This is a genomic window from Pseudomonas sp. KBN12P06040, assembly GCF_037574965.1.
GTDB classification, from domain to species: domain Bacteria; phylum Pseudomonadota; class Gammaproteobacteria; order Pseudomonadales; family Pseudomonadaceae; genus Pseudomonas; species Pseudomonas aeruginosa.
Window position 1 is genome coordinate 1,698,360 of record NZ_JBBELS010000001.1, and the last position, 20,222, is coordinate 1,718,581.

The 20,222-nt window shown below is 66.2% G+C and carries 18 protein-coding genes; 10 read left to right on the forward strand and 8 right to left on the reverse strand.

From position 1 onward, the window contains the following. From tssI to metG, 5 genes are all read right to left on the reverse strand, one after another. The gene (tssI, locus tag VQ067_RS07995) at positions 1-2,427 is read right to left on the reverse strand and encodes a type VI secretion system Vgr family protein (protein ID WP_060853384.1); all 2,427 of its coding nucleotides are present in this window, start codon (positions 2,425-2,427) and stop codon (positions 1-3) included. A 294-nt stretch (positions 2,428-2,721) separates the two neighbouring features. After that, positions 2,722-3,159 (reverse strand): T6SS effector muramidase immunity protein Tsi3, encoded by a 438-nt coding sequence (gene tsi3, locus VQ067_RS08000; RefSeq protein ID WP_033991314.1) that lies wholly within the window; start codon positions 3,157-3,159, stop codon positions 2,722-2,724. Beyond that, positions 3,156-4,382 (reverse strand): type VI secretion system effector muramidase Tse3, encoded by a 1,227-nt coding sequence (gene tse3, locus VQ067_RS08005; RefSeq protein WP_003092026.1) that lies wholly within the window; start codon positions 4,380-4,382, stop codon positions 3,156-3,158. The genes tsi3 and tse3 overlap by 4 nt, the downstream gene beginning before the upstream one ends. Positions 4,383-4,468: 86 nt before the next feature. Beyond that, complete coding sequence (locus VQ067_RS08010) at positions 4,469-5,269, reverse strand: DUF4349 domain-containing protein (protein WP_033991316.1); 801 nt, start codon at positions 5,267-5,269, stop codon at positions 4,469-4,471. 33 nt (positions 5,270-5,302) lie between these two features. Then, the gene (gene metG / locus VQ067_RS08015; RefSeq protein ID WP_003092021.1) at positions 5,303-7,339 is read right to left on the reverse strand and encodes a methionine--tRNA ligase; all 2,037 of its coding nucleotides are present in this window, start codon (positions 7,337-7,339) and stop codon (positions 5,303-5,305) included. 130 nt (positions 7,340-7,469) lie between these two features. Between metG and apbC the strand changes: the two genes are divergently transcribed. The 9 genes from apbC (at position 7,470) to rarD (ending at position 16,334) form a co-directional block, all read left to right on the forward strand. After that, positions 7,470-8,564, forward strand: coding sequence for an iron-sulfur cluster carrier protein ApbC (gene apbC, locus VQ067_RS08020; protein WP_003092020.1), 1,095 nt, complete (start codon positions 7,470-7,472; stop codon positions 8,562-8,564). 100 nt (positions 8,565-8,664) lie between these two features. Beyond that, on the forward strand, positions 8,665-9,231 hold the full coding sequence (dcd, locus tag VQ067_RS08025; RefSeq protein ID WP_003092017.1) for a dCTP deaminase: 567 nt from the start codon (positions 8,665-8,667) through the stop codon (positions 9,229-9,231). 423 nt (positions 9,232-9,654) lie between these two features. Next, positions 9,655-10,542, forward strand: coding sequence for a 3-(3-hydroxydecanoyloxy)decanoate synthase (gene rhlA, locus VQ067_RS08030; protein WP_003092013.1), 888 nt, complete (start codon positions 9,655-9,657; stop codon positions 10,540-10,542). A gap of 65 nt (positions 10,543-10,607) precedes the next feature. Next, a complete protein-coding gene (locus VQ067_RS08035) occupies positions 10,608-11,888 on the forward strand; it encodes a glycosyltransferase (RefSeq protein ID WP_034020168.1) in 1,281 nt (426 codons plus the stop codon). 124 nt (positions 11,889-12,012) lie between these two features. Further along, positions 12,013-12,738, forward strand: coding sequence for a quorum sensing system transcriptional regulator RhlR (rhlR, locus tag VQ067_RS08040; protein ID WP_003119559.1), 726 nt, complete (start codon positions 12,013-12,015; stop codon positions 12,736-12,738). Between the two features lie 179 nt (positions 12,739-12,917). After that, positions 12,918-13,523, forward strand: a complete 606-nt coding sequence (gene rhlI, locus VQ067_RS08045) for an acyl-homoserine-lactone synthase RhlI (RefSeq protein ID WP_003092004.1) — start codon at positions 12,918-12,920, stop codon at positions 13,521-13,523. Positions 13,524-13,677: 154 nt separating this feature from the next. Next, positions 13,678-14,484: a cyclohexadienyl dehydratase gene (pheC, locus tag VQ067_RS08050; protein WP_003092003.1), complete on the forward strand. Its 807-nt coding sequence runs from the start codon at positions 13,678-13,680 to the stop codon at positions 14,482-14,484. 93 nt (positions 14,485-14,577) lie between these two features. Beyond that, positions 14,578-15,438 (forward strand): carboxylate/amino acid/amine transporter, encoded by an 861-nt coding sequence (locus VQ067_RS08055; protein ID WP_003092000.1) that lies wholly within the window; start codon positions 14,578-14,580, stop codon positions 15,436-15,438. Then, the gene (rarD, locus tag VQ067_RS08060; protein WP_003091995.1) at positions 15,435-16,334 is read left to right on the forward strand and encodes an EamA family transporter RarD; all 900 of its coding nucleotides are present in this window, start codon (positions 15,435-15,437) and stop codon (positions 16,332-16,334) included. The genes VQ067_RS08055 and rarD overlap by 4 nt, the downstream gene beginning before the upstream one ends. A gap of 20 nt (positions 16,335-16,354) precedes the next feature. Here rarD and VQ067_RS08065 read toward each other — a convergent pair whose 3' ends face one another. After that, positions 16,355-16,951 (reverse strand): C40 family peptidase, encoded by a 597-nt coding sequence (locus tag VQ067_RS08065; protein WP_003103763.1) that lies wholly within the window; start codon positions 16,949-16,951, stop codon positions 16,355-16,357. A gap of 456 nt (positions 16,952-17,407) precedes the next feature. Between VQ067_RS08065 and VQ067_RS08070 the strand changes: the two genes are divergently transcribed. Then, entirely contained in the window at positions 17,408-19,102 is a 1,695-nt protein-coding gene (locus tag VQ067_RS08070) for an NAD-dependent malic enzyme (RefSeq protein WP_340080816.1), read from the forward strand. Positions 19,103-19,223: 121 nt separating this feature from the next. On the opposite strand, the gene VQ067_RS08075 is transcribed toward VQ067_RS08070, so the two are convergent. Both VQ067_RS08075 and VQ067_RS08080 read right to left on the reverse strand, forming a co-directional pair. After that, positions 19,224-19,682, reverse strand: coding sequence for an NUDIX hydrolase (locus tag VQ067_RS08075; protein ID WP_003113894.1), 459 nt, complete (start codon positions 19,680-19,682; stop codon positions 19,224-19,226). Continuing rightward, positions 19,679-20,221 carry a dihydrofolate reductase family protein gene (locus VQ067_RS08080; protein WP_003111057.1) on the reverse strand — a complete coding sequence of 181 codons (543 nt, stop codon included), beginning with the start codon at positions 20,219-20,221 and terminating at the stop codon, positions 19,679-19,681. Before VQ067_RS08080 ends, VQ067_RS08075 begins: the two co-directional genes overlap by 4 nt. Position 20,222 lies beyond the last annotated feature (1 nt).

The window sequence follows — 20,222 nt, forward strand, 5'->3', positions numbered from 1 at the left end:
TCAGTCCTTGGCCAGTAGGTGGGAATAAAGGTCGCCTTCGCAGCAACTGTCGAGCTTGCCGCGCTGGTGTTCGAGCGGGGTGGGCGCGCGCTGGCCGCCCAGGGTGTCATGGAAGTCCAGCGCGCCCAGCGCGTGGCGCGTGGCGTCCCAACCCTCACGCTCCCGATGCGGACGGATGCCTATTCGTTGCCCCGGATACACCAGCCAGACATCGCCAGGCGCACGCTCGCAGGCGTTCGATAGCTGACGCTGTTGAGTGTCGTCCAGCACCAACCGTCCCTTCTCGTCGCTCTCGCCTTCCAATACCAGGTTGTGCTCCTTACCCTGGACGATGCGCCAGGGCGTATGAATCAAGGGGAATCCTTCGTCTCCGGGAATATCCTGCAAACGGATATCGAAGCGGTATTCGCCGTTCTGCTTCGGATCGCTGGCGTGGAGACCGGCGTTGGCGGGTTGTAGCGGGCGTCCTGCGACATCGGCGTCCGCCGCCCCCGGCGTCAACGGCATCTTGATCGCGATCCCCGAGCCGCTTCCCGGCGCGCCGCCTGCATTGATCCGTGCCAGCGGGCCGCTGATGGCGATGCCGCTTGCGTCGAGCCGGATGAAGCTGCCGCCGGCCTTCACCGTCAGTTCGCTGTCGGCCTCGATCACCATCTTCTGCCCGGCCTTCAGGTGGATCTCGCGCCCGGCCTTGGCCAGGTAGGCACGACCGAGCTTCACATGCTGGCTGTCGCCGACCGTCAGGTGGTCATCGGCCTTCAGCTCGACCTTGCGCTCTCCGCGTACGGTGTGATGCTCCTCGGCCTTGAACTCGCTGTAGCTGTTCGCCTCCACGGTGTCGTGGCGTTCGTGGCCGACGCGGATCTTCTGGTCGTGCTCGATGTTCTCGTCCCAGTCGCGCTGGGCATGGACGAAGATCTGTTCCTGGCCCTTGCGATCCTCGATGCGCAGCTCGTTGTAGCCACCGCCGCCAGGGCTGCTGAGGCTCTTGAAGACGCTGCGGGTCTGGTTCGCCGGCAACTCGTAGGGCACCGGGTGGGCGGCGTGGTAGACGCAGCCGCTGACCAGCGGCTGGTCGGGATCGCCTTCGAGGAAGTCCACCAACACTTCCATGCCGACCCGCGGAATGACGATGCCGCCATAGCCGTTGCCGGCCCAACCGCTGGCTACGCGCAGCCAGCAACTGCTCTTGTCGTCGCCCTGGCCCTCGCGGTCCCAGTGGAACTGCACCCTGACCCGGCCGTAGCGGTCGCAGTGGATTTCCTCGCCTGGCGGGCCGGTCACCACCACGGTCTGGCTGCCCAGCACGCGCGGCTTCGGGTGCTCCAGCGGCGGGCGGAAGAACACCTCCCAGGGCGTGGCGAGGAAGCGGTTGCGGTAGCCCTGCTGGAAGTCGTCCGTGCTGGCCGACGTGTCGGAGGTAACGTTCTCTTCCAGCACCTGCGGCTGCTTGCCTTCGTGGAAGACTTCGCTGAGCAGCCACAGGTCGTTCCACTCCGCGCGCGGGTGCTCGGCGATCTTCAGGAAATGCCCGCTGACCAGCAGCGGCTGGTCGCTGACCCCTTCGCCCAGGCGCCGGTCGGCGCGGTGCCGCTCCAGGGCGCGCTGGCTGAGCAGCTTGCCGCGCTGGCGATCGACGAAGCGACCGGGGTAGTCGTAGTCCTCCAGGTCCGGCTCGGCCGGGGCGTCGGCAGCGGGGCGATTGCCGGCCTCCAGCAGCAGCCGCGGCTTCTCGAAGTCGTAGTCGCGGCGAGTGGTGCGCGTGGTGCGGCTGGCCAGGCGCAGGCTGAAGCGCTTGATCACCGGTTCGTCGGCGACCAGCCCGCTGTCGTGCACGTAGGCGGTGGGACGGCCCAGGCGGGGGAACACCGTCTGGTCGTCGCCGAACACCAGCAGGTGCGCCTCGGCGCTGTGCCGGAAATGGAAATGGATGCCCTCTTCGGCACAGAGGCGCTGGACGAAATGCAGGTCGCTTTCGTCGTACTGCACGCAGTATTCGCGCTCGGGATACCGGGTGCCGAGCTGGAAGCGGTAGGCGTCGGCGAGGATGCCGTGCTCCTCGAGGATCAGGGCGACGATCTGCGGCACCGTGAGGTGCTGGAAGATCCGCTGGTTGTTGCGCTGCGCGAGGTAGGCCAGTTGCGGCACGAGGGTGAGGCGATAGCGGGTCAGGCGCTTGCCGGCATCGCCTTGGGCAGCGCCGTAGACCAGGCCGTGGACACCCTGGCCCTGCGGGGTGAAGGCGAGGAAGGCGGGCCGGTGCAGGAACGCTTCGAGGTCGAGGCCGGCGCGCGCTCCGACCAGTTCGAGTTCGAAACGATAGGGGCGACTGATGCCTTCGTGGCCGCTGAATTCGAGAACCTGCAGGTCGTGACGGAGGCCGTCGAGGCTGAGGCTGAAGTGGGTCTGGTTGGCCGGGTTGAACATCCGCTGTCCCCTGTTTCTCGAAAAACCTGCACGGCTGGCGTCCCTGTTCGCCGTGCTCGATCCGAAGTGCGTGATCGCGCGGATGCTACGTCAAAAAAACTGTGCAAATTGTTGCGCACATCGCCGGAAAACCGCGGCGCGCCTGAGTCTCAGTACTATGAAACAAAATATGTCAGGGAAAATCCGATGGGCGCAGACTGAGCGAAAAAGCGCTACCGCAACCCGAGCAGGATGCTGCTCCGCCCGGATCGACGGAGGTTCCACGGAGCGTCCGGCACTCCGCAGAGAGCGGTTCTATTGCAACCTGGCCCGCTCCAGCAGCGCCCAGGCCAGGGCGAAGGTCGGTTCGCCATCCTCGCTCTGCTCGCTGGCGCTGACCACGATCCACCGCGCGCCCGCCGGCTTGGCTGCCCACAGGCGGTATTCGCTGCCTGCGGAGCCGCCGTCGTCTTCCTCTACCTTGTAGCGCGCCTCGCCGTCGCCCAGGCGCCTGCTCGCCAGGTCGGGCGGGGGCGGCGCGTCTTGGCGCTGGACCTCCAGTTGGCGTGGGTTGCGCAGCTTGCCGCCTTCGTCGAAGCGGAAGCCCTCGGCGCTGCGCCGCGCGTCGAAGCCGACGGGGCGCTCCACCACCAGGCCGTTCGGGTGGGTCAGGGTCTTGTCGAAGTCCACCCCGGACTCCGCGGTGCAGGCCAGCAGGGCGAGGCTGGCGAGAATCAGGGTGACTGTCTTCATGGGAACCTCATTCCAGGGTCGAGGAAGGTGGCGTAGGCATCGTCGACGAACATCGGCCAGCCCGGCGACAGGTTGTCGTCCCAGGGACGCGAGGTGTATTCCGAGGCCAGCGCGCGGACATTGTCCCGCGGCCAGTTGCGCGGATTGCCGGCGTAGGCGCGGAGATCGATGGAGGGAAATGCACCGCGGGTCTTCGGCAACTTGCGCAGGTCCTGTTGCGACGCCAGGTTGGCGACGTAGCGGATGTAACGGGCGGTGGCGAAGATGTTGAATTCGTCGGAAGCCAGCAGGGTGGCGACCGCCTTGCGCGACAGGCCGCGGCGCACCGGCTGGCCGAGCAGGTCGGTGAACAGCTCGTACTTGATCGCGGTGGAGACCACCACCTGGCCGAGGCCGATGGAGGTGTTGGCGCTCTTGATGCTGACTGCCGCCTGATAGTCCTTGGCGTCTTCGTCGCGGGTTTGGTCACGCTGCTCGGCGAGGATGATCGCGCCGATCAGTTGCGGCGTCAGGTCGTACTTGCGCGCAGCCGCGGACATGACCTTGGCCCGAGACGGCGGGTTGCCCGGATAGGCGTCGGGGAACAGCGTGCTGATCGGCTGGCCGACCAGCGTCTGTGCCTGGTTCAGCTTGTCTTGCGGCGACAGTTGGCTCAGGTAGGCGCCCAGGTCGCCGAGCGGGTTGCTGTACTTGGTGACGGTCGCCGGGTCCTTGTTGAGCAGCTTGAGCTGGTCGCCGAAGGCAATGGACGGCAGGTCGGTCGGATTGACGCCGGTGGCGCCGACCCCGCTGAACGGACCCTGGATCGCCTGGCTGGCCACCCCGGTGGCGCCGGCCGCGGCGAAGCCCAGGCGACCGGCGGCGTCGGCGAGGTCGGCGCAGATGTCGAAGAAAGTGATGGTGGGGAAGTAGATCCAGTTGTCGGTCTGGGTGCCCAGGGGATTGTTGATCAGGCTGCGGATCAAGGCATTGCGTGCCTGGTAGCGCTGCATGGTGGTGCGCCCGGCGATGCTGGCGATCAGCGAGCGCGCCAGTTCCGGCGGGCCCACCCGCTGGAACAGCTTGATCAGCGAGCCGCTCTTGTCGAGTGCGGCGATGGTCGCATCGGGCACGTTGTCGTTGCGGATCGCGGCGATCACCCGGCGGGCTTCCTGGCGGGTCACCTGCCAGTCGTCCCAGCTATAGGAAATCAGTGACTCGATCAGGTCGCTGGTGGCGGTCATCGGTCTTCCTCCTTGTGAGTTGCCAGGCCCGTCAGGCGGTCCTGGGCGAAAGAGCGGACCCTCCCGGTCCGCCCGTATGCCTGGGCTCAGCGCGCCTTGTTCTTGCCGGGCCGCCGCAACCAGCGCCACAGGCCGCGCAGCAACAGGCCCAGCGGCAGCAGCACGACGAGGAACGGCAGGCTGTAGGCGAAGAACTTCATTGCGGCGATGGTGCCATCGACAAGGTCGTCGAGCAGTTGCCCGGCGGCCGTGGCGAGCTGGCCGAGGCGGCTGTCCGGCTGCGCCTCGCTGCTGAAGCTCAGGGTCAGCAGGTTGGTAGCGATGCGCCGCTGCTGCTGGGCGCCGGCCTGGGCGTTGTCGGCCAGTTGGGCTTCCACCGCGGCGATTTCCTTGGCCAGGGCCAGCAGGTCGCCAACGCTCATGTCCTTGCGCCCCTGGTATTGCTGCAGGGTCTGGTACTCGCGTTGCAGGCGCTCGCGTTGCTGGCGGGTGTCGGCGACCGCCTGGGCCAGGTCCTCGGCGCGGGTCTGCCGGCTTTCCAGCGTGCCGCCCTCGGCAGCGGCCGCGACCAGCTTTTCCACGCCGTCCGGGACGATGCGCACGGTGAGTTCGGCGTAATGGCCGATACCGCCGCGTTGTTCGATGGCGAGCACGTCGCACTGGCCGAAGCGCTCGCTGTTGCAGGCGTCGCGGCTGGCGGCGAGTTGCGCGTCGATACGCGCGGCGGGAAGGCGGATGCCGACGCGGTGTTCGTAGGCGAGGGCGGTGCCGGGTTTGCCCGTCTCGCCCTGGAAACCGGCATTGCCGGAGACGCTTTCGGCGTGTTCGGCGGAGCATCCGTAGAGCGCCGCCAGCAGGACGCCGGCGGCAAGCTTCCATGCGTTCATTCTATCGAGCCCTCCGTGGCTTCGTGGTCTGCGTTACTTGACGCGCTGGCCCGGCTTGGCGCCGCTGTCCGGACTCAGCAGGTAGATCTCCTCGCCACCCGGGCCGGCGGCCAGGACCATGCCCTCGGACACCCCGAACTTCATCTTGCGCGGCGCCAGGTTGGCCACATAGAGCGTCAGGCGGCCTTCCAGGGCGCTCGGGTCGGGATACGCGCTCTTGATCCCGGAGAATACGTTACGCTTCGCGTCGCCGATGTCCAGCGACAGGCGCAGCAGCTTGTCGGCGCCTTCGACGAACTCGCACTTCTCGATCAGGGCGATGCGCAGGTCGACCGCGGCGAAAGCGTCGAAGTCGATCTCCGCGGCGATGGGTTCCTTGACCAGCTCGCCGTTGCCGGCGGGTTGGGATGCGGCGGCGGCGAGGTCTTCCTTGGAGGCTTCGATCATGGCTTCTACTTTCGCGGGCTCGATACGGGTCATCAGGGGCTGGAACGGGTTCAGTTGGTGGTTGGCCAGCAGGGTCCGGTGGTCGGCCCAGGTCAGCGGGGCGACGTTGAGGAAGGCTTCGGCGGCGGCGGCCAGCTTCGGCAGCACCGGCTTGAGGAAGATCACCAACTGGCGGAACAGGTTGATGCCCAGGCCGCAGACGGCCTGGACCTTGTCCTGCTGGCCTTCCTGCTTGGCCAGCGCCCAGGGCGCCTGTTCGGCGATCCAGGCGTTGGCGCGGTCGGCGAGGGCCATGATCTCGCGCATGGCGCGATTGAAGTCGCGGGCCTCATAGGCCTCGGCGATGCCCGGTGCGGCCTCGCGGAAGGCGGCGAGCAGCTCCGGCGCAGGATCGGCGCCGACCAGCACGCCGGCGTTGCCCTTGTGGATGAAGCCGGCGCAGCGGCTGGCGATGTTGACGACCTTGCCGACCAGGTCGGAGTTGACCTTCTGCACGAAGTCCTCGAGGTTCAGGTCGAGGTCCTCGACGCCGCGGCCGAGCTTGGAGGCGTAGTAGTAGCGCAGGTATTCCGGGTCCAGGTGGTCGAGGTAGGTGCGCGCCTTGACGAAGGTGCCGCGCGACTTGGACATCTTCTGGCCGTTCACGGTCAGGTAGCCGTGCACGTTCAGCGCGGTCGGCTTGCGGTAGCCGGCGCCTTCGAGCATGGCCGGCCAGAACAGCGCGTGGAAGTTGACGATGTCCTTGCCGATGAAGTGGTACAGCTCGGCACTGGAGTCCTTGCCCCAGAACGCGTCGAAGTCCAGCTCGGGACGCCGCGCGCAGAGGTTCTTGAAGCTGGCCATGTAGCCGATCGGCGCGTCCAGCCAGACGTAGAAGTACTTGCCGGGAGCGTCGGGAATCTCGAAGCCGAAGTACGGCGCGTCGCGCGAGATGTCCCACTGCTGGAGGCCGCTGTCCAGCCACTCGGCGAGCTTGTTGGCCACCGACTCCTGAAGGGCGCCGCTGCGGGTCCATTGCTTGAGCATGGCCTCGAAGTCCGGCAGCTTGAAGAAGTAGTGCAGCGATTCCTTGAGCACCGGGGTGGCGCCGGAGATCGCCGATTTCGGGTCCTTCAGTTCGGTCGGGGCGTAGGTCGCGCCGCAGGCCTCGCAGTTGTCGCCGTACTGGTCGGCGGTGCCGCACTTCGGGCAGGTGCCCTTGATGAAGCGGTCGGCGAGGAACATCTGCTTTTCCGGGTCGAAGTACTGGGTCACCGGGCGGGTGTCGATGTGCCCGGCGTCGCGCAGTTTCAGGTAGATCGCGCTGGACAGCTCGCGGTTCTCTTCCGAGTGGGTCGAGTGGTAGTTGTCGAAGTCCACCAGGAAGTCGGCGAAGTCGCCCATGTGCTCGGCGCGCACGGCGTCGATCAGTTGCTCGGAGGTGATGCCCTCGCGCTCGGCGCGGAGCATGATCGCCGAACCGTGGGCGTCGTCGGCGCAGACGTAGACGGCCTGGTTGCCACGCATCTTCTGGAAGCGCACCCACATGTCCGTCTGGATGTACTCCAGCATGTGTCCCAGGTGAATGGAACCGTTGGCGTAGGGGAGGGCGCTGGTAACGAGGATCTTGCGTGGTTCGGACATGGGTTCGGCTTATCGGCTGAGAGCTAAACGGATCGGTCACTATAAAGAAGCGGCGGTTTTTTTTCATCCGCGCGCCACTCGGGTAGGATGACCGGCATCGATTCCCCGCTTAACCCTCAGGAAATCCCCCATGTCCGCTATCACTCGCCAAACGGTGGAAGCCACCCTCCGCCAGTACCAGGACCCCTATCTGAACCAGGACCCCGTCAGCGCCGGCTGCCTGCGCGAGGTGGAGATCCAGGGCGACCGCGTGCGGGTGCGCCTGGAACTGGGGTACGCCGCCGGGCTGTTCAGAAACGGCCTGGCGCAAACCCTGCAAATGGCCCTGGAGGCGCTCGACGGCGTCGCTCGCGCCGAGGTCCGGGTCGACTGCGTGATCCAGCCGCACAAGGCACAGCCGCAGGTCGAGGTGATGGGCAACGTGAAGAACATCGTCGCGGTGGCTTCCGGCAAGGGCGGCGTCGGCAAGTCCACCACCGCCGCCAACCTGGCCCTGGCCTTGGCCCGCGAGGGTGCGCGGGTGGGCATCCTCGACGCGGACATCTACGGACCCAGCCAGGGCATCATGTTCGGCCTGCCGGAAGGCACCCGGCCGAAGGTCCGTGAGCAGAAGTGGTTCGAGCCCCTGGAGGCGCACGGGGTGCAGGTGATGTCGATGGCCTTCCTCACCGACGACAGCACGCCGGTGGTCTGGCGCGGGCCGATGGTCTCCGGTGCCCTGATCCAACTGATCACCCAGACCGCCTGGGACAACCTCGACTACCTGGTGGTGGACATGCCGCCGGGCACCGGCGACATCCAGCTGACCCTGGCGCAGAAGGTGCCGGTGGCCGGCGCGGTGATCGTCACCACCCCGCAGGACCTGGCGCTGCTCGACGCGAAGAAGGGCGTGGAGATGTTCCGCAAGGTGAACATCCCGGTGCTCGGCGTGGTGGAGAACATGGCGGTGCATATCTGTTCCAACTGCGGCCATGCCGAGCACCTGTTCGGCGAGGGCGGCGGCGAGAAGCTGGCGGCGCAGTTCGGCGTCGAGCTGCTGGCGTCCATGCCGCTGTCGATCGCCATCCGCACCCAGGCCGACAGCGGCCGGCCGACGGTGATCGCCGACCCGGAAAGCCAACTGGCGATGCTCTACCAGGAAATCGCCCGCCATGTCGGCGCGCGCATCGTTCTCAGCGAGCGGGCCAGCGTCGGCCTGCCGAACATCAGCATCAGCGACGACTGAGGCGCTCGGGCAGCCGTCGGCGACGGCTGCCTTTGCCCTGGGGCGGCGGCCCCGGTAAGATTCGCGATCATTTTTCGCAGCTTTCGACAGGACACCCTCCATGACCATCAAATCGGACAAGTGGATTCGCCGCATGGCTCAGGAGCACGGCATGATCGAGCCGTTCGTCGAGCGCCAGGTGCGCGGCGCGGACGACAGCCGGGTGATTTCCTACGGGGTGTCCAGCTACGGCTACGACGTGCGCTGCGCCGCCGAGTTCAAGGTGTTCACCAACATCCATTCGGCGGTGGTCGATCCGAAGAACTTCGACGAGAAAAGCTTCGTCGACATCAACAGCGACGTCTGCATCATCCCGCCGAACTCCTTCGCCCTGGCGCGCACCGTCGAGTACTTCCGCATCCCGCGCGACGTCCTGACCATCTGCCTGGGCAAGAGCACCTACGCGCGTTGCGGCATCATCGTCAACGTCACCCCGCTGGAGCCGGAGTGGGAAGGCCATGTGACCCTCGAGTTCTCCAATACCACCAACCTGCCGGCGAAGATCTACGCCAACGAAGGCGTGGCGCAGATGCTCTTCCTGCAATCCGACGAGGCCTGCGAAGTGTCCTATAAGGACCGTGGCGGCAAATACCAGGGCCAGCGCGGCGTGACCCTGCCAAAAGCCTGACGCCAGAGCGTTTCGACACCGGAAACCGGGCCTGGCGCCCGGTTTTTTCATGCCTTTTCCGCCAACCCCTCGCTGTTCCCCGCCGGCCGCTCTGGCACGCCTTATCGCGGGCGGGCAGGGGCTTATGCGCAGGCGACCGCCCGTCCTGTGAAATCTGGCAGTTACCGTTAGCTTTCGAATTGGCTAAAAAGTGTTCATCGGCTACGCGTGAACACGGACGCCAATCGTTTGCGCAGGCCGATCTGCAAGACCCACACAAGCCCCTCGCCTGAAGGGGTACGCATCCGCCGTGGCTGGTCCGCGCGGATGGCCGCTGAGTTACTTGTCTGCCGTTCGAACAATAAGAACGAACTCTACGTAATGCCGGGATACCCGTGGCAGCGATAGCTGTTTGCCTGTTCGAAAATTTTTGGGAGGTGTGAAATGCGGCGCGAAAGTCTGTTGGTATCGGTTTGCAAGGGCCTGCGGGTACATGTCGAGCGCGTTGGGCAGGATCCCGGGCGCAGCACGGTGATGCTGGTCAACGGCGCGATGGCGACCACCGCCTCGTTCGCCCGGACCTGCAAGTGCCTGGCCGAACATTTCAACGTGGTGCTGTTCGACCTGCCCTTCGCCGGGCAGTCGCGTCAGCACAACCCGCAGCGCGGGTTGATCACCAAGGACGACGAGGTGGAAATCCTCCTGGCGCTGATCGAGCGCTTCGAGGTCAATCACCTGGTCTCCGCGTCCTGGGGCGGTATCTCCACGCTGCTGGCGCTGTCGCGCAATCCGCGCGGTATCCGCAGCTCGGTGGTGATGGCATTCGCCCCTGGACTGAACCAGGCGATGCTCGACTACGTCGGGCGGGCGCAGGCGCTGATCGAGCTGGACGACAAGTCGGCGATCGGCCATCTGCTCAACGAGACCGTCGGCAAATACCTGCCGCCGCGCCTGAAAGCCAGCAACCATCAGCACATGGCTTCGCTGGCCACCGGCGAATACGAGCAGGCGCGCTTTCACATCGACCAGGTGCTGGCGCTCAACGATCGGGGCTACCTGGCTTGCCTGGAGCGGATCCAGAGCCACGTGCATTTCATCAACGGCAGCTGGGACGAATACACCACCGCCGAGGACGCCCGCCAGTTCCGCGACTACCTGCCGCACTGCAGTTTCTCGCGGGTGGAGGGCACCGGGCATTTCCTCGACCTGGAGTCCAAGCTGGCAGCGGTACGCGTGCACCGCGCCCTGCTCGAGCACCTGCTGAAGCAACCGGAGCCGCAGCGGGCGGAACGCGCGGCGGGATTCCACGAGATGGCCATCGGCTACGCCTGAACCCTTGACCTGCGAAGACCCGGCCTGGCCGGGCTTTGCGGTTGCATAACGCACGGAGTAGCCCCATGCACGCCATCCTCATCGCCATCGGCTCGGCCGGCGACGTATTTCCCTTCATCGGCCTGGCCCGGACCCTGAAACTGCGCGGGCACCGCGTGAGCCTCTGCACCATCCCGGTGTTTCGCGACGCGGTGGAGCAGCACGGCATCGCGTTCGTCCCGCTGAGCGACGAACTGACCTACCGCCGGACCATGGGCGATCCGCGCCTGTGGGACCCCAAGACGTCCTTCGGCGTGCTCTGGCAAGCCATCGCCGGGATGATCGAGCCGGTCTACGAGTACGTCTCGGCGCAGCGCCATGACGACATCGTGGTGGTCGGCTCGCTATGGGCGCTGGGCGCACGCATCGCTCACGAGAAGTACGGGATTCCCTACCTGTCCGCGCAGGTCTCGCCATCGACCCTGTTGTCGGCGCACCTGCCGCCGGTACACCCCAAGTTCAACGTGCCCGAGCAGATGCCGCTGGCGATGCGCAAGCTGCTCTGGCGCTGCATCGAGCGCTTCAAGCTGGATCGCACCTGCGCGCCGGAGATCAACGCGGTGCGCCGCAAGGTCGGCCTGGAAACGCCGGTGAAGCGCATCTTCACCCAATGGATGCATTCGCCGCAGGGCGTGGTCTGCCTGTTCCCGGCCTGGTTCGCGCCGCCCCAGCAGGATTGGCCGCAACCCCTGCACATGACCGGCTTCCCGCTGTTCGACGGCAGTATCCCGGGGACCCCGCTCGACGACGAACTGCAACGCTTTCTCGATCAGGGCAGCCGGCCGCTGGTGTTCACCCAGGGCTCGACCGAACACCTGCAGGGCGACTTCTACGCCATGGCCCTGCGCGCGCTGGAACGCCTCGGCGCGCGTGGGATCTTCCTCACCGGCGCCGGCCAGGAACCGCTGCGCGGCTTGCCGAACCACGTGCTGCAGCGCGCCTACGCGCCACTGGGAGCCTTGCTGCCATCGTGCGCCGGGCTGGTCCATCCGGGCGGTATCGGCGCCATGAGCCTGGCCTTGGCGGCGGGGGTGCCGCAGGTGCTGCTGCCCTGTGCCCACGACCAGTTCGACAATGCCGAACGGCTGGTCCGGCTCGGCTGCGGGATGCGCCTGGGCGTGCCGTTGCGCGAGCAGGAGTTGCGCGGGGTGCTGTGGCGCTTGCTCGAGGACCCGGCCATGGCGGCGGCCTGTCGGCGTTTCATGGAATTGTCACAACCGCACAGTATCGCTTGCGGTAAAGCGGCCCAGGTGGTCGAACGTTGTCATAGGGAGGGGGATGCTCGATGGCTGAAGGCTGCGTCCTGAACGGTGCTGGCATAACAGATAGGGTTGCCATGATTTTGCCGTATCGGCAAGGCTGCGCGCTTGACAGCGTCATACCCCGGGCCAATTCTGCTGTGATGCATTTTATCGATCAGGGCTTACTGCAATGAGGAATGACGGAGGCTTTTTGCTGTGGTGGGACGGTTTGCGTAGCGAGATGCAGCCGATCCACGACAGCCAGGGCGTGTTCGCCGTCCTGGAAAAGGAAGTGCGGCGCCTGGGCTTCGATTACTACGCCTATGGCGTGCGCCACACGATTCCCTTCACCCGGCCGAAGACCGAGGTCCATGGCACCTATCCCAAGGCCTGGCTGGAGCGATACCAGATGCAGAACTACGGGGCCGTGGATCCGGCGATCCTCAACGGCCTGCGCTCCTCGGAAATGGTGGTCTGGAGCGACAGCCTGTTCGACCAGAGCCGGATGCTCTGGAACGAGGCTCGCGATTGGGGCCTCTGTGTCGGCGCGACCCTGCCGATCCGCGCGCCGAACAATTTGCTCAGCGTGCTTTCCGTGGCGCGCGACCAGCAGAACATCTCCAGCTTCGAGCGCGAGGAAATCCGCCTGCGGCTGCGTTGCATGATCGAGTTGCTGACCCAGAAGCTGACCGACCTGGAGCATCCGATGCTGATGTCCAACCCGGTCTGCCTGAGCCATCGCGAACGCGAGATCCTGCAATGGACCGCCGACGGCAAGAGTTCCGGGGAAATCGCCATCATCCTGAGCATCTCCGAGAGCACGGTGAACTTCCACCACAAGAACATCCAGAAGAAGTTCGACGCGCCGAACAAGACGCTGGCTGCTGCCTACGCCGCGGCGCTGGGCCTCATCTGAAGCGTAGGGCGCGCCGGCCGGCGCGCCCTACCAGATCTGGCAGGTTGCCTGCCGTTCATCCTCCTTTAGTCTTCCCCCTCATGTGTGTGCTGGTATGTCCTCCGACTGAGAGGGCCCAGGAGTATCAGGGTAGGGATGCCGCCTTTTTTTCTCGGCCGGCACGACACGGGGACTTGGTCATGATCGAATTGCTCTCTGAATCGCTGGAAGGGCTTTCCGCCGCCATGATCGCCGAGCTGGGACGCTACCGGCATCAAGTCTTCATCGAGAAGTTGGGCTGGGACGTGGTCTCCACCTCCAGGGTCCGCGACCAGGAATTCGACCAGTTCGACCATCCGCAAACCCGCTACATCGTCGCCATGGGCCGCCAGGGCATCTGCGGTTGTGCCCGCCTGCTGCCGACGACCGACGCCTACCTGCTCAAGGACGTCTTCGCCTACCTGTGCAGCGAAACCCCGCCCAGCGATCCGTCGGTCTGGGAGCTTTCGCGCTACGCCGCCAGCGCGGCGGACGATCCGCAACTGGCGATGAAGATATTCTGGTCCAGCCTGCAATGCGCCTGGTACCTGGGCGCCAGTTCGGTGGTGGCGGTGACCACCACGGCCATGGAGCGCTATTTCGTTCGCAACGGCGTGATCCTCCAGCGCCTCGGCCCGCCGCAGAAGGTCAAGGGCGAGACGCTGGTCGCGATCAGCTTCCCGGCCTACCAGGAGCGCGGCCTGGAGATGCTGCTGCGCTACCACCCGGAATGGCTGCAGGGCGTACCGCTGTCGATGGCGGTGTGAGGTCGTCAGCCGTTTCGCGCACTTTTTTCCGCTTCTCCTGCCGCATGCTCGGCCCGCGCCCCGGCGTCATCGGGCGTTCCCTTGCATTCCGGGATTTGGCCGCGGCTGCCGACTTGCGTAGTCTCTCTGCGGTCCGCCATCCCGAGGAGTCGCCATGCCGAAGTCATTCCGCCATCTCGTCCAGGCCCTGGCCTGCCTTGCGCTGCTGGCCAGCGCCAGCCTCCAGGCGCAGGAGAGCCGCCTCGACCGCATCCTCGAAAGCGGCGTGCTGCGCGTCGCCACCACGGGCGACTACAAGCCCTTCAGCTACCGCACGGAAGAGGGCGGTTACGCCGGTTTCGACGTGGACATGGCGCAGCGCCTGGCCGAGAGCCTGGGGGCCAAGCTGGTAGTGGTGCCGACCAGTTGGCCGAACCTGATGCGCGATTTCGCCGACGACCGCTTCGACATCGCCATGAGCGGCATCTCGATCAACCTGGAGCGCCAGCGCCAGGCGTATTTCTCGATTCCCTACCTGCGCGACGGCAAGACGCCGATCACCCTCTGTAGCGAAGAAGCGCGTTTCCAGACCCTGGAGCAGATCGACCAGCCGGGCGTGACGGCCATCGTCAACCCCGGCGGCACCAACGAGAAGTTCGCCCGGGCGAACCTGAAGAAGGCCCGGATCCTGGTGCATCCGGACAACGTGACGATCTTCCAGCAGATCGTCGACGGCAAGGCCGACCTGATGATGACCGACGCCATCGAGGCCCGCCTGCAGTCGCGGTTGCACCCGGAACTCTGCGCCGTGCATCCGCAGCAACCCTTCGACTTCGCCGAGAAGGCCTACCTGCTGCCGCGCGACGAGGCCTTCAAGCGCTACGTCGACCAGTGGCTGCACATCGCTGAGCAGAGCGGCTTGTTGCGCCAGCGCATGGAGCACTGGCTCGAATACCGCTGGCCCACCGCGCACGGCAAGTAGTACAGGGGCGGCGAGGTTGGCCGCGGGCCCGCGCGGCCTTCCTTGGCGGCGGCAAAAACGTTATGGTCGGCGCCCCATCCTGGTGCCTGGTCCATGCGTTATCTACTGTTCGTCACCGTCCTCTGGGCGTTCTCCTTCAACCTGATCGGCGAGTACCTCGCCGGCCAGGTCGACAGCTACTTCGCCGTGCTTACCCGGGTCCTTCTCGCTGGCCTGGTGTTTCTCCCGCTGACCCGCTGGCGCGGCGTCGAACCGCGTTTCGTCGGCGGGGTGATGCTGGTCGGCGCGCTGCAGTTCGGCATCACCTACGTCTGCCTGTACCTGAGCTTCAACGTGCTGACGGTGCCCGAGGTGCTGCTGTTCACCGTGCTGACGCCGGTCCACGTGGCCCTGTTCGACGACCTGCTCAACCGCCGCTTCAACTTCTGGGCCCTGGCCGCCGCGCTGGTGGCGGTGCTGGGCGCGGCGATCATCCGCTACGACGGGATCACCGGCGAGTTCCTCCAGGGCTTCCTGCTGCTGCAACTGGCCAACGCCACCTTCGCCGCCGGCCAGGTGCTGTACAAGCGCCTGGTGCGCAAGTACCCGTCCGAGCTGCCGCAGCGCCAGCGCTTCGGTTATTTCTTCGTTGGCGCGCTGCTGGTGGCGTTGCCTGCCTGGCTGCTGTTCGGCGATCCGCAGCGCCTGCCGGCCGGCGAGCTGCAATGGGGCGTACTGGTATGGATGGGGCTGCTGGCCACCGCCCTCGGCCAGTTCTGGTGGAACAAGGGCGCCACCGAGGTGGACGCCGGTACCCTGGCGGTGATGAACAACCTGCACGTGCCGGTCGGGTTGCTGCTCAACCTGCTGATCTGGAACCAGCACGCCGACCTGCCGCGCCTGGCCCTGGGCGGCGCGGTGATCGTCGCTTCGCTGTGGGTCAACCGGCTCGGCCGGCGCGAGGTGCGTGCATGAGGATTTCCGGACAGGGCGTGCTGCTGTCGCTGGCCGCCTCGGTGCTGTTCGTTACCCTGCCGGGCTACGTCCACCTGCTGGAGCCGCTGGACAGCCTGCAGGTGGTGGCGCATCGGGTGGTCTGGTCGATCCCGATGGTATTCCTGCTGGTCGTCGCCACCCGCCAGTGGCCGACCCTGCGCGCCGCCTGGCGCCGGCTGTTCGCCGAGCCCTGGCTGCTGGCCTGCTTCCCGCTGACCGCGGCGATGATGCTGCTGCAATGGGGCATCTTCATCTGGGCGCCGTTGGCCGGGAAGACCCTTGAACTGTCGCTGGGCTACTTCCTCCTGCCGCTGGCGATGGTGCTGGTGGGGCGGGTGTTCTACGGCGAGCGCCTGACGCCGCTGCAGGCTATCGCCGTGGCCTGCGCGCTGGCCGGGGTGCTCCACGAGTTCTGGCTGACCCGCGCGTTCTCCTGGGTCTCCCTGGTCACCGCGCTGGGCTATCCCCCGTACTTCATGCTGCGGCGCAGGATGGGCGTGGACGCGCTGTCCGGGTTCGTCTTCGAGATGCTCTTCCTGCTGCCGCTGGCGCTGGCCGCGCTGTACTGGCTGGGCGACGAGAGCCAGGCCTTCCGCGAGGCGCCACGCCTGTGGCTGTTGCTGCCGATGCTGGGGCTGATCAGCGCGCTGGCCTTCGGCGCGATGATGGCTTCCAGCCGACTGCTGCCGATGGGGCTGTTCGGGATTCTCAGCTACGTCGAACCGGTGCTGCTGTTCCTGGTGGCGGTACTGTTCCTCGGCGAGGCGTTCCGTCCCGAGCAGCTATGGACCTACGCGCCGATCTGGCTGGCGGTGCTGTTGACCGGCTGGGACAGCGCGCGCCTGCTGAGGAAACAGGCGCGGCGGGGCATCTGAGCGAGCCGCAGGCGCCGGAATCAGCGCTTGCGGGTGCTTTCGACCTGGGCGAGGGTGGTCGGCAGGATGCGCTTGCCGGCCAGGTAGTGGCGTTTCCAGTAGCTGCTGTTGAGGTCGGAGACGCGGACCTTCTTGCCGCGCCGCGGCGCGTGCACGAAGCGGTCGTTGCCGACGTAGATGCCGACGTGGTCGACGCTGCGGCTGCGGATCCGGAAGAACACCAGGTCGCCCGGTTGCAGCTTGCCGCGGGAGACCTTGTTGTTGTCCATGTTGTAGATGGCGCGGGCGGTCCGCGGCAGGTCGACGTCGTCGACATCCTGGAACACATAGTTGACCAGGCCGCTGCAATCGAAGCCTTTCTTCGGCGTGGTGCCGCCCCAGCGGTAGGGGGTGCCGATCATGCTGAAGGCGCGGTCGGTGACTTCGGAAGCGGCGGCCGCGACCACCGAGCGGTTGGCGGACTGGCGGGTGCTGACGACCCGGCTGGGCGACAGGGTGGAATTCTTCGACGGCTTGAAGGTGTGGGTGACCTGGTTGGAAGCCAGGCTGGGCGTCGAGAGGGCGGCCAGAAGGGCCGCGAAGCCTACAGACAGGCATGTCAAAAAGGGTGAACGCATTTCGGCATGTCTTCGCGTGCGTGAATAACGGTCCAGGCTTCCGCTGGTTCGTGGTTACTCTCTGTTCATCGGAGTGTCTTCTGGGTGACCGGAACGAGCCCTCCTGACTCTTCCGACCAGGCCGTCAAACGAAACGGCCAACTGCTTCCGGGCCTGGATGCATTCAGGTTGTCCCGGCGATAACGGGCTTCACGAAGGAAAATCGGGGACTCATCGGCGTTCCCAGCGTATTCCCCTACGAAAGCGGCGGCTATTGTGACCTATTTTGACGCCAGCCTTCTGACCATTCGTCGAATGGTCGGTTCCGGATGTGACGCGCCGGTTTCGCCGTGCAAGTGGCGATACTTGCGGGTCCGGCAATGACCTGTTGTTCGCCGTGGCCTTGGAAAGCCTCTGCGCCGGGGGTATGTTCGTGGTCCCCGTACCCGAGTGAAGCCCGTAGAAGCGAGTCCAGATATGACCGAAACAGCCAAGAGTCCCTTGTACGTTCCCCATGCCGGCCCTTCGCTGCTGGAGATGCCGCTGCTGAACAAAGGCAGCGCGTTCAGTACCCAGGAACGCATCGATTTCAACCTGCAGGGCCTGCTGCCGCACAACATCGAGACCATCGAGGAGCAGACCGAGCGCGCCTACAGCCAGTACAACCTGTGCAACACCGATCTGGACCGCCACATCTTCCTGCGCTCGATCCAGGACAACAACGAGACCCTGTTCTTCCGCCTGCTCGAGGAGCACCTGGAAGAAATGATGCCGATCATCTACACCCCCACGGTCGGCCAGGCCTGCCAGGAGTTCTCGAAGATCTACCGGACCCACCGTGGCCTGTTCATCTCCTACCCGGACCGCGAGCGGATCGACGACATCCTGCGCAGCGCCACCAAGAACAACGTGAAGATCGTGGTGGTCACCGACAGCGAGCGGATCCTCGGCCTGGGCGACCAGGGCATCGGCGGGATGGGCATCCCGATCGGCAAGCTGTCGCTGTACACCGCCTGCGGCGGTATCAGCCCGGCCTACACCCTGCCGGTGGTGCTGGACGTCGGCACCAACAACCCGGACCTGCTCAACGACCCGATGTACATGGGCTGGCGCCACGAGCGGGTGAGCGGGGCGCAGTACGAGGAGTTCGTCGACCTGTTCATCCAGGCGATCAAGCGCCGCTGGCCCAACGTCCTGCTGCAATTCGAGGACTTCGCCCAGACCAATGCCATGCCGTTGCTGGAGCGCTACAAGGACGAGCTGTGCTGCTTCAACGACGACATCCAGGGCACCGCCGCGGTGGCCGTGGGCACCCTGCTGGCGGCTTGCAAGGCCAAGGGCGAGAAGCTCAGCGAGCAGACCGTGACCTTCGTCGGCGCCGGCTCCGCCGGTTGCGGCATCGCCGAGCAGATCATCGCTGCCATGCAACTGGAGGGCCTGGACGAGGCCCAGGCGCGTCGGCGCATCTTCATGGTCGACCGCTGGGGCCTGCTCACCGACGACATGAGCAACCTGCTCGACTTCCAGCACCGCCTGGCGCAGAAGCGCGCCGATCTCGGTGCCTGGGGCGGCCAGCAGGGCGACGACCTGGCGTTGCTGGAAGTGATCCGCAATGCCCGGCCGACGGTGCTGATCGGCGTCTCCGGGCAGCGCGGGCTGTTTTCCGAAGAGGTCATCCGTGAGCTGCACAGCCATTGCAAGCAGCCGCTGGTGATGCCGCTGTCCAACCCGACCTCGCGGGTCGAGGCGACTCCGCAGGAAATCCTCAACTGGACCGACGGCCAGGCGCTGGTCGCCACCGGTAGCCCGTTCCAACCGGTGCAGGTGGGCGACAAGCGGATTCCCATCGCCCAGTGCAACAACGCCTATATCTTCCCCGGCATCGGCCTGGGGGTGATCGCCGCGCGGGCCAACCGGGTCACCGAAGGCATGCTGATGGCCGCGGCCAACGCCCTGGCCAACTGCTCGCCGATCGTTACCCGGGGCGAGGGCGCCGTGTTGCCGGCGCTGGGTGACATCCGCGAGGTCAGCAAGCGCATCGCCGTCGCCGTGGCCAAGCAGGCCCAGGCCGAGGGCAAGGCCCTGCATACCAGCGACGAGGTATTGAACGACGCCATCGAGGCGAACTTCTGGTTCCCGCGCTACCGTGCCTACCGCCGGACTTCGTTCTGAGGCTTAGCCGCAGGCTGCGCACAAGGGAGAGGCGTTAACCGCCGATATTCCGCGCGATCGGTGCGAGAACGCGAAAAGGCCACCCCGAGGTGGCCTTTTTCGTTGACGGTAGCGCTAGCGCTCAGCGCACATGATCGGGGCGCGTCCGGTGTTCGGCCTGGGTTTCCGGGTTTTCCGCCGCGCGCCGCGCCAGGGCCGGCAGGACATGATCGCGCAGCAGCGGCGCGAGATTGTCCGGCTGCGCTTGGCCGGGGACCAGCCAGGCCAGTTCCTCCAGCTCCGCCTGCGCACAGACGGCGTGGGGCAAGCGGGCGACGTAGATATCGGCATCGACGCGGGTGTTCGCCTCGTTGGCCGCCGGCGCCTGGAAGCTGCCGAGGTGCTCGAAGGTCGAGGCGCCCATCGGCAGGCGCAGTTCCTCCAGCAGTTCGCGCTGTAGCGCGGCGAGGGGCGTCTCGCCCGGCTCGCGCTTGCCGCCCGGGAGCATGAAGGCCTGGGTGCCGCGCTTGCGCACCAGCAACAGGTTGCCCTGGTCGTCGAACAGGCAGGCGGCGGAAATGCTCAGCAGGTTGTCGGTCATTGCGGGTCGTCCTCGGCGATCACCTGGTAGCGCATCTGTACGATGCCGCTGTTGTAGCCATGTTGTTCCAGCAGTTGCAGGCGCCGCTCGCGGCCGCCGGCGAACAGCGGGATGCCGGCGCCGAGCAGCTGCGGAATGACGCTGACGATCACCTCGTCGAGCAGCCCGGCAGCCAGGCAACTACCGGCCAGGCTGCCGCCGCCGGCCAGCCAGATCCGCCGGCAGCCCTGTTCGCCGAGGCGCGCGAGGCCTTCTTGGGGTGTGACGTGGCGCAACTCGACGCCTTCCGCTGCGCTTTCCTGCGGGTTGCGGGTGAGTACCTGGCAGGGTTTGCCCGGATACGGCCAGTCGCCGAAGCCGCGCACGATATCGTAGGTGCCGCGGCCCATCAGCAGGCCGTCGATGCCCTGGTAGAAGCTCTTGTAGCCGTGGTCGTTGCCGCCCTCGGCGAAACGGTCGAGCCAGTCGACGCTGCCGTCGGGGCGGGCGATGAAACCGTCCAGGCTGGCGGCGACGTAGTAGGTCAGGTGCGGTTTCATG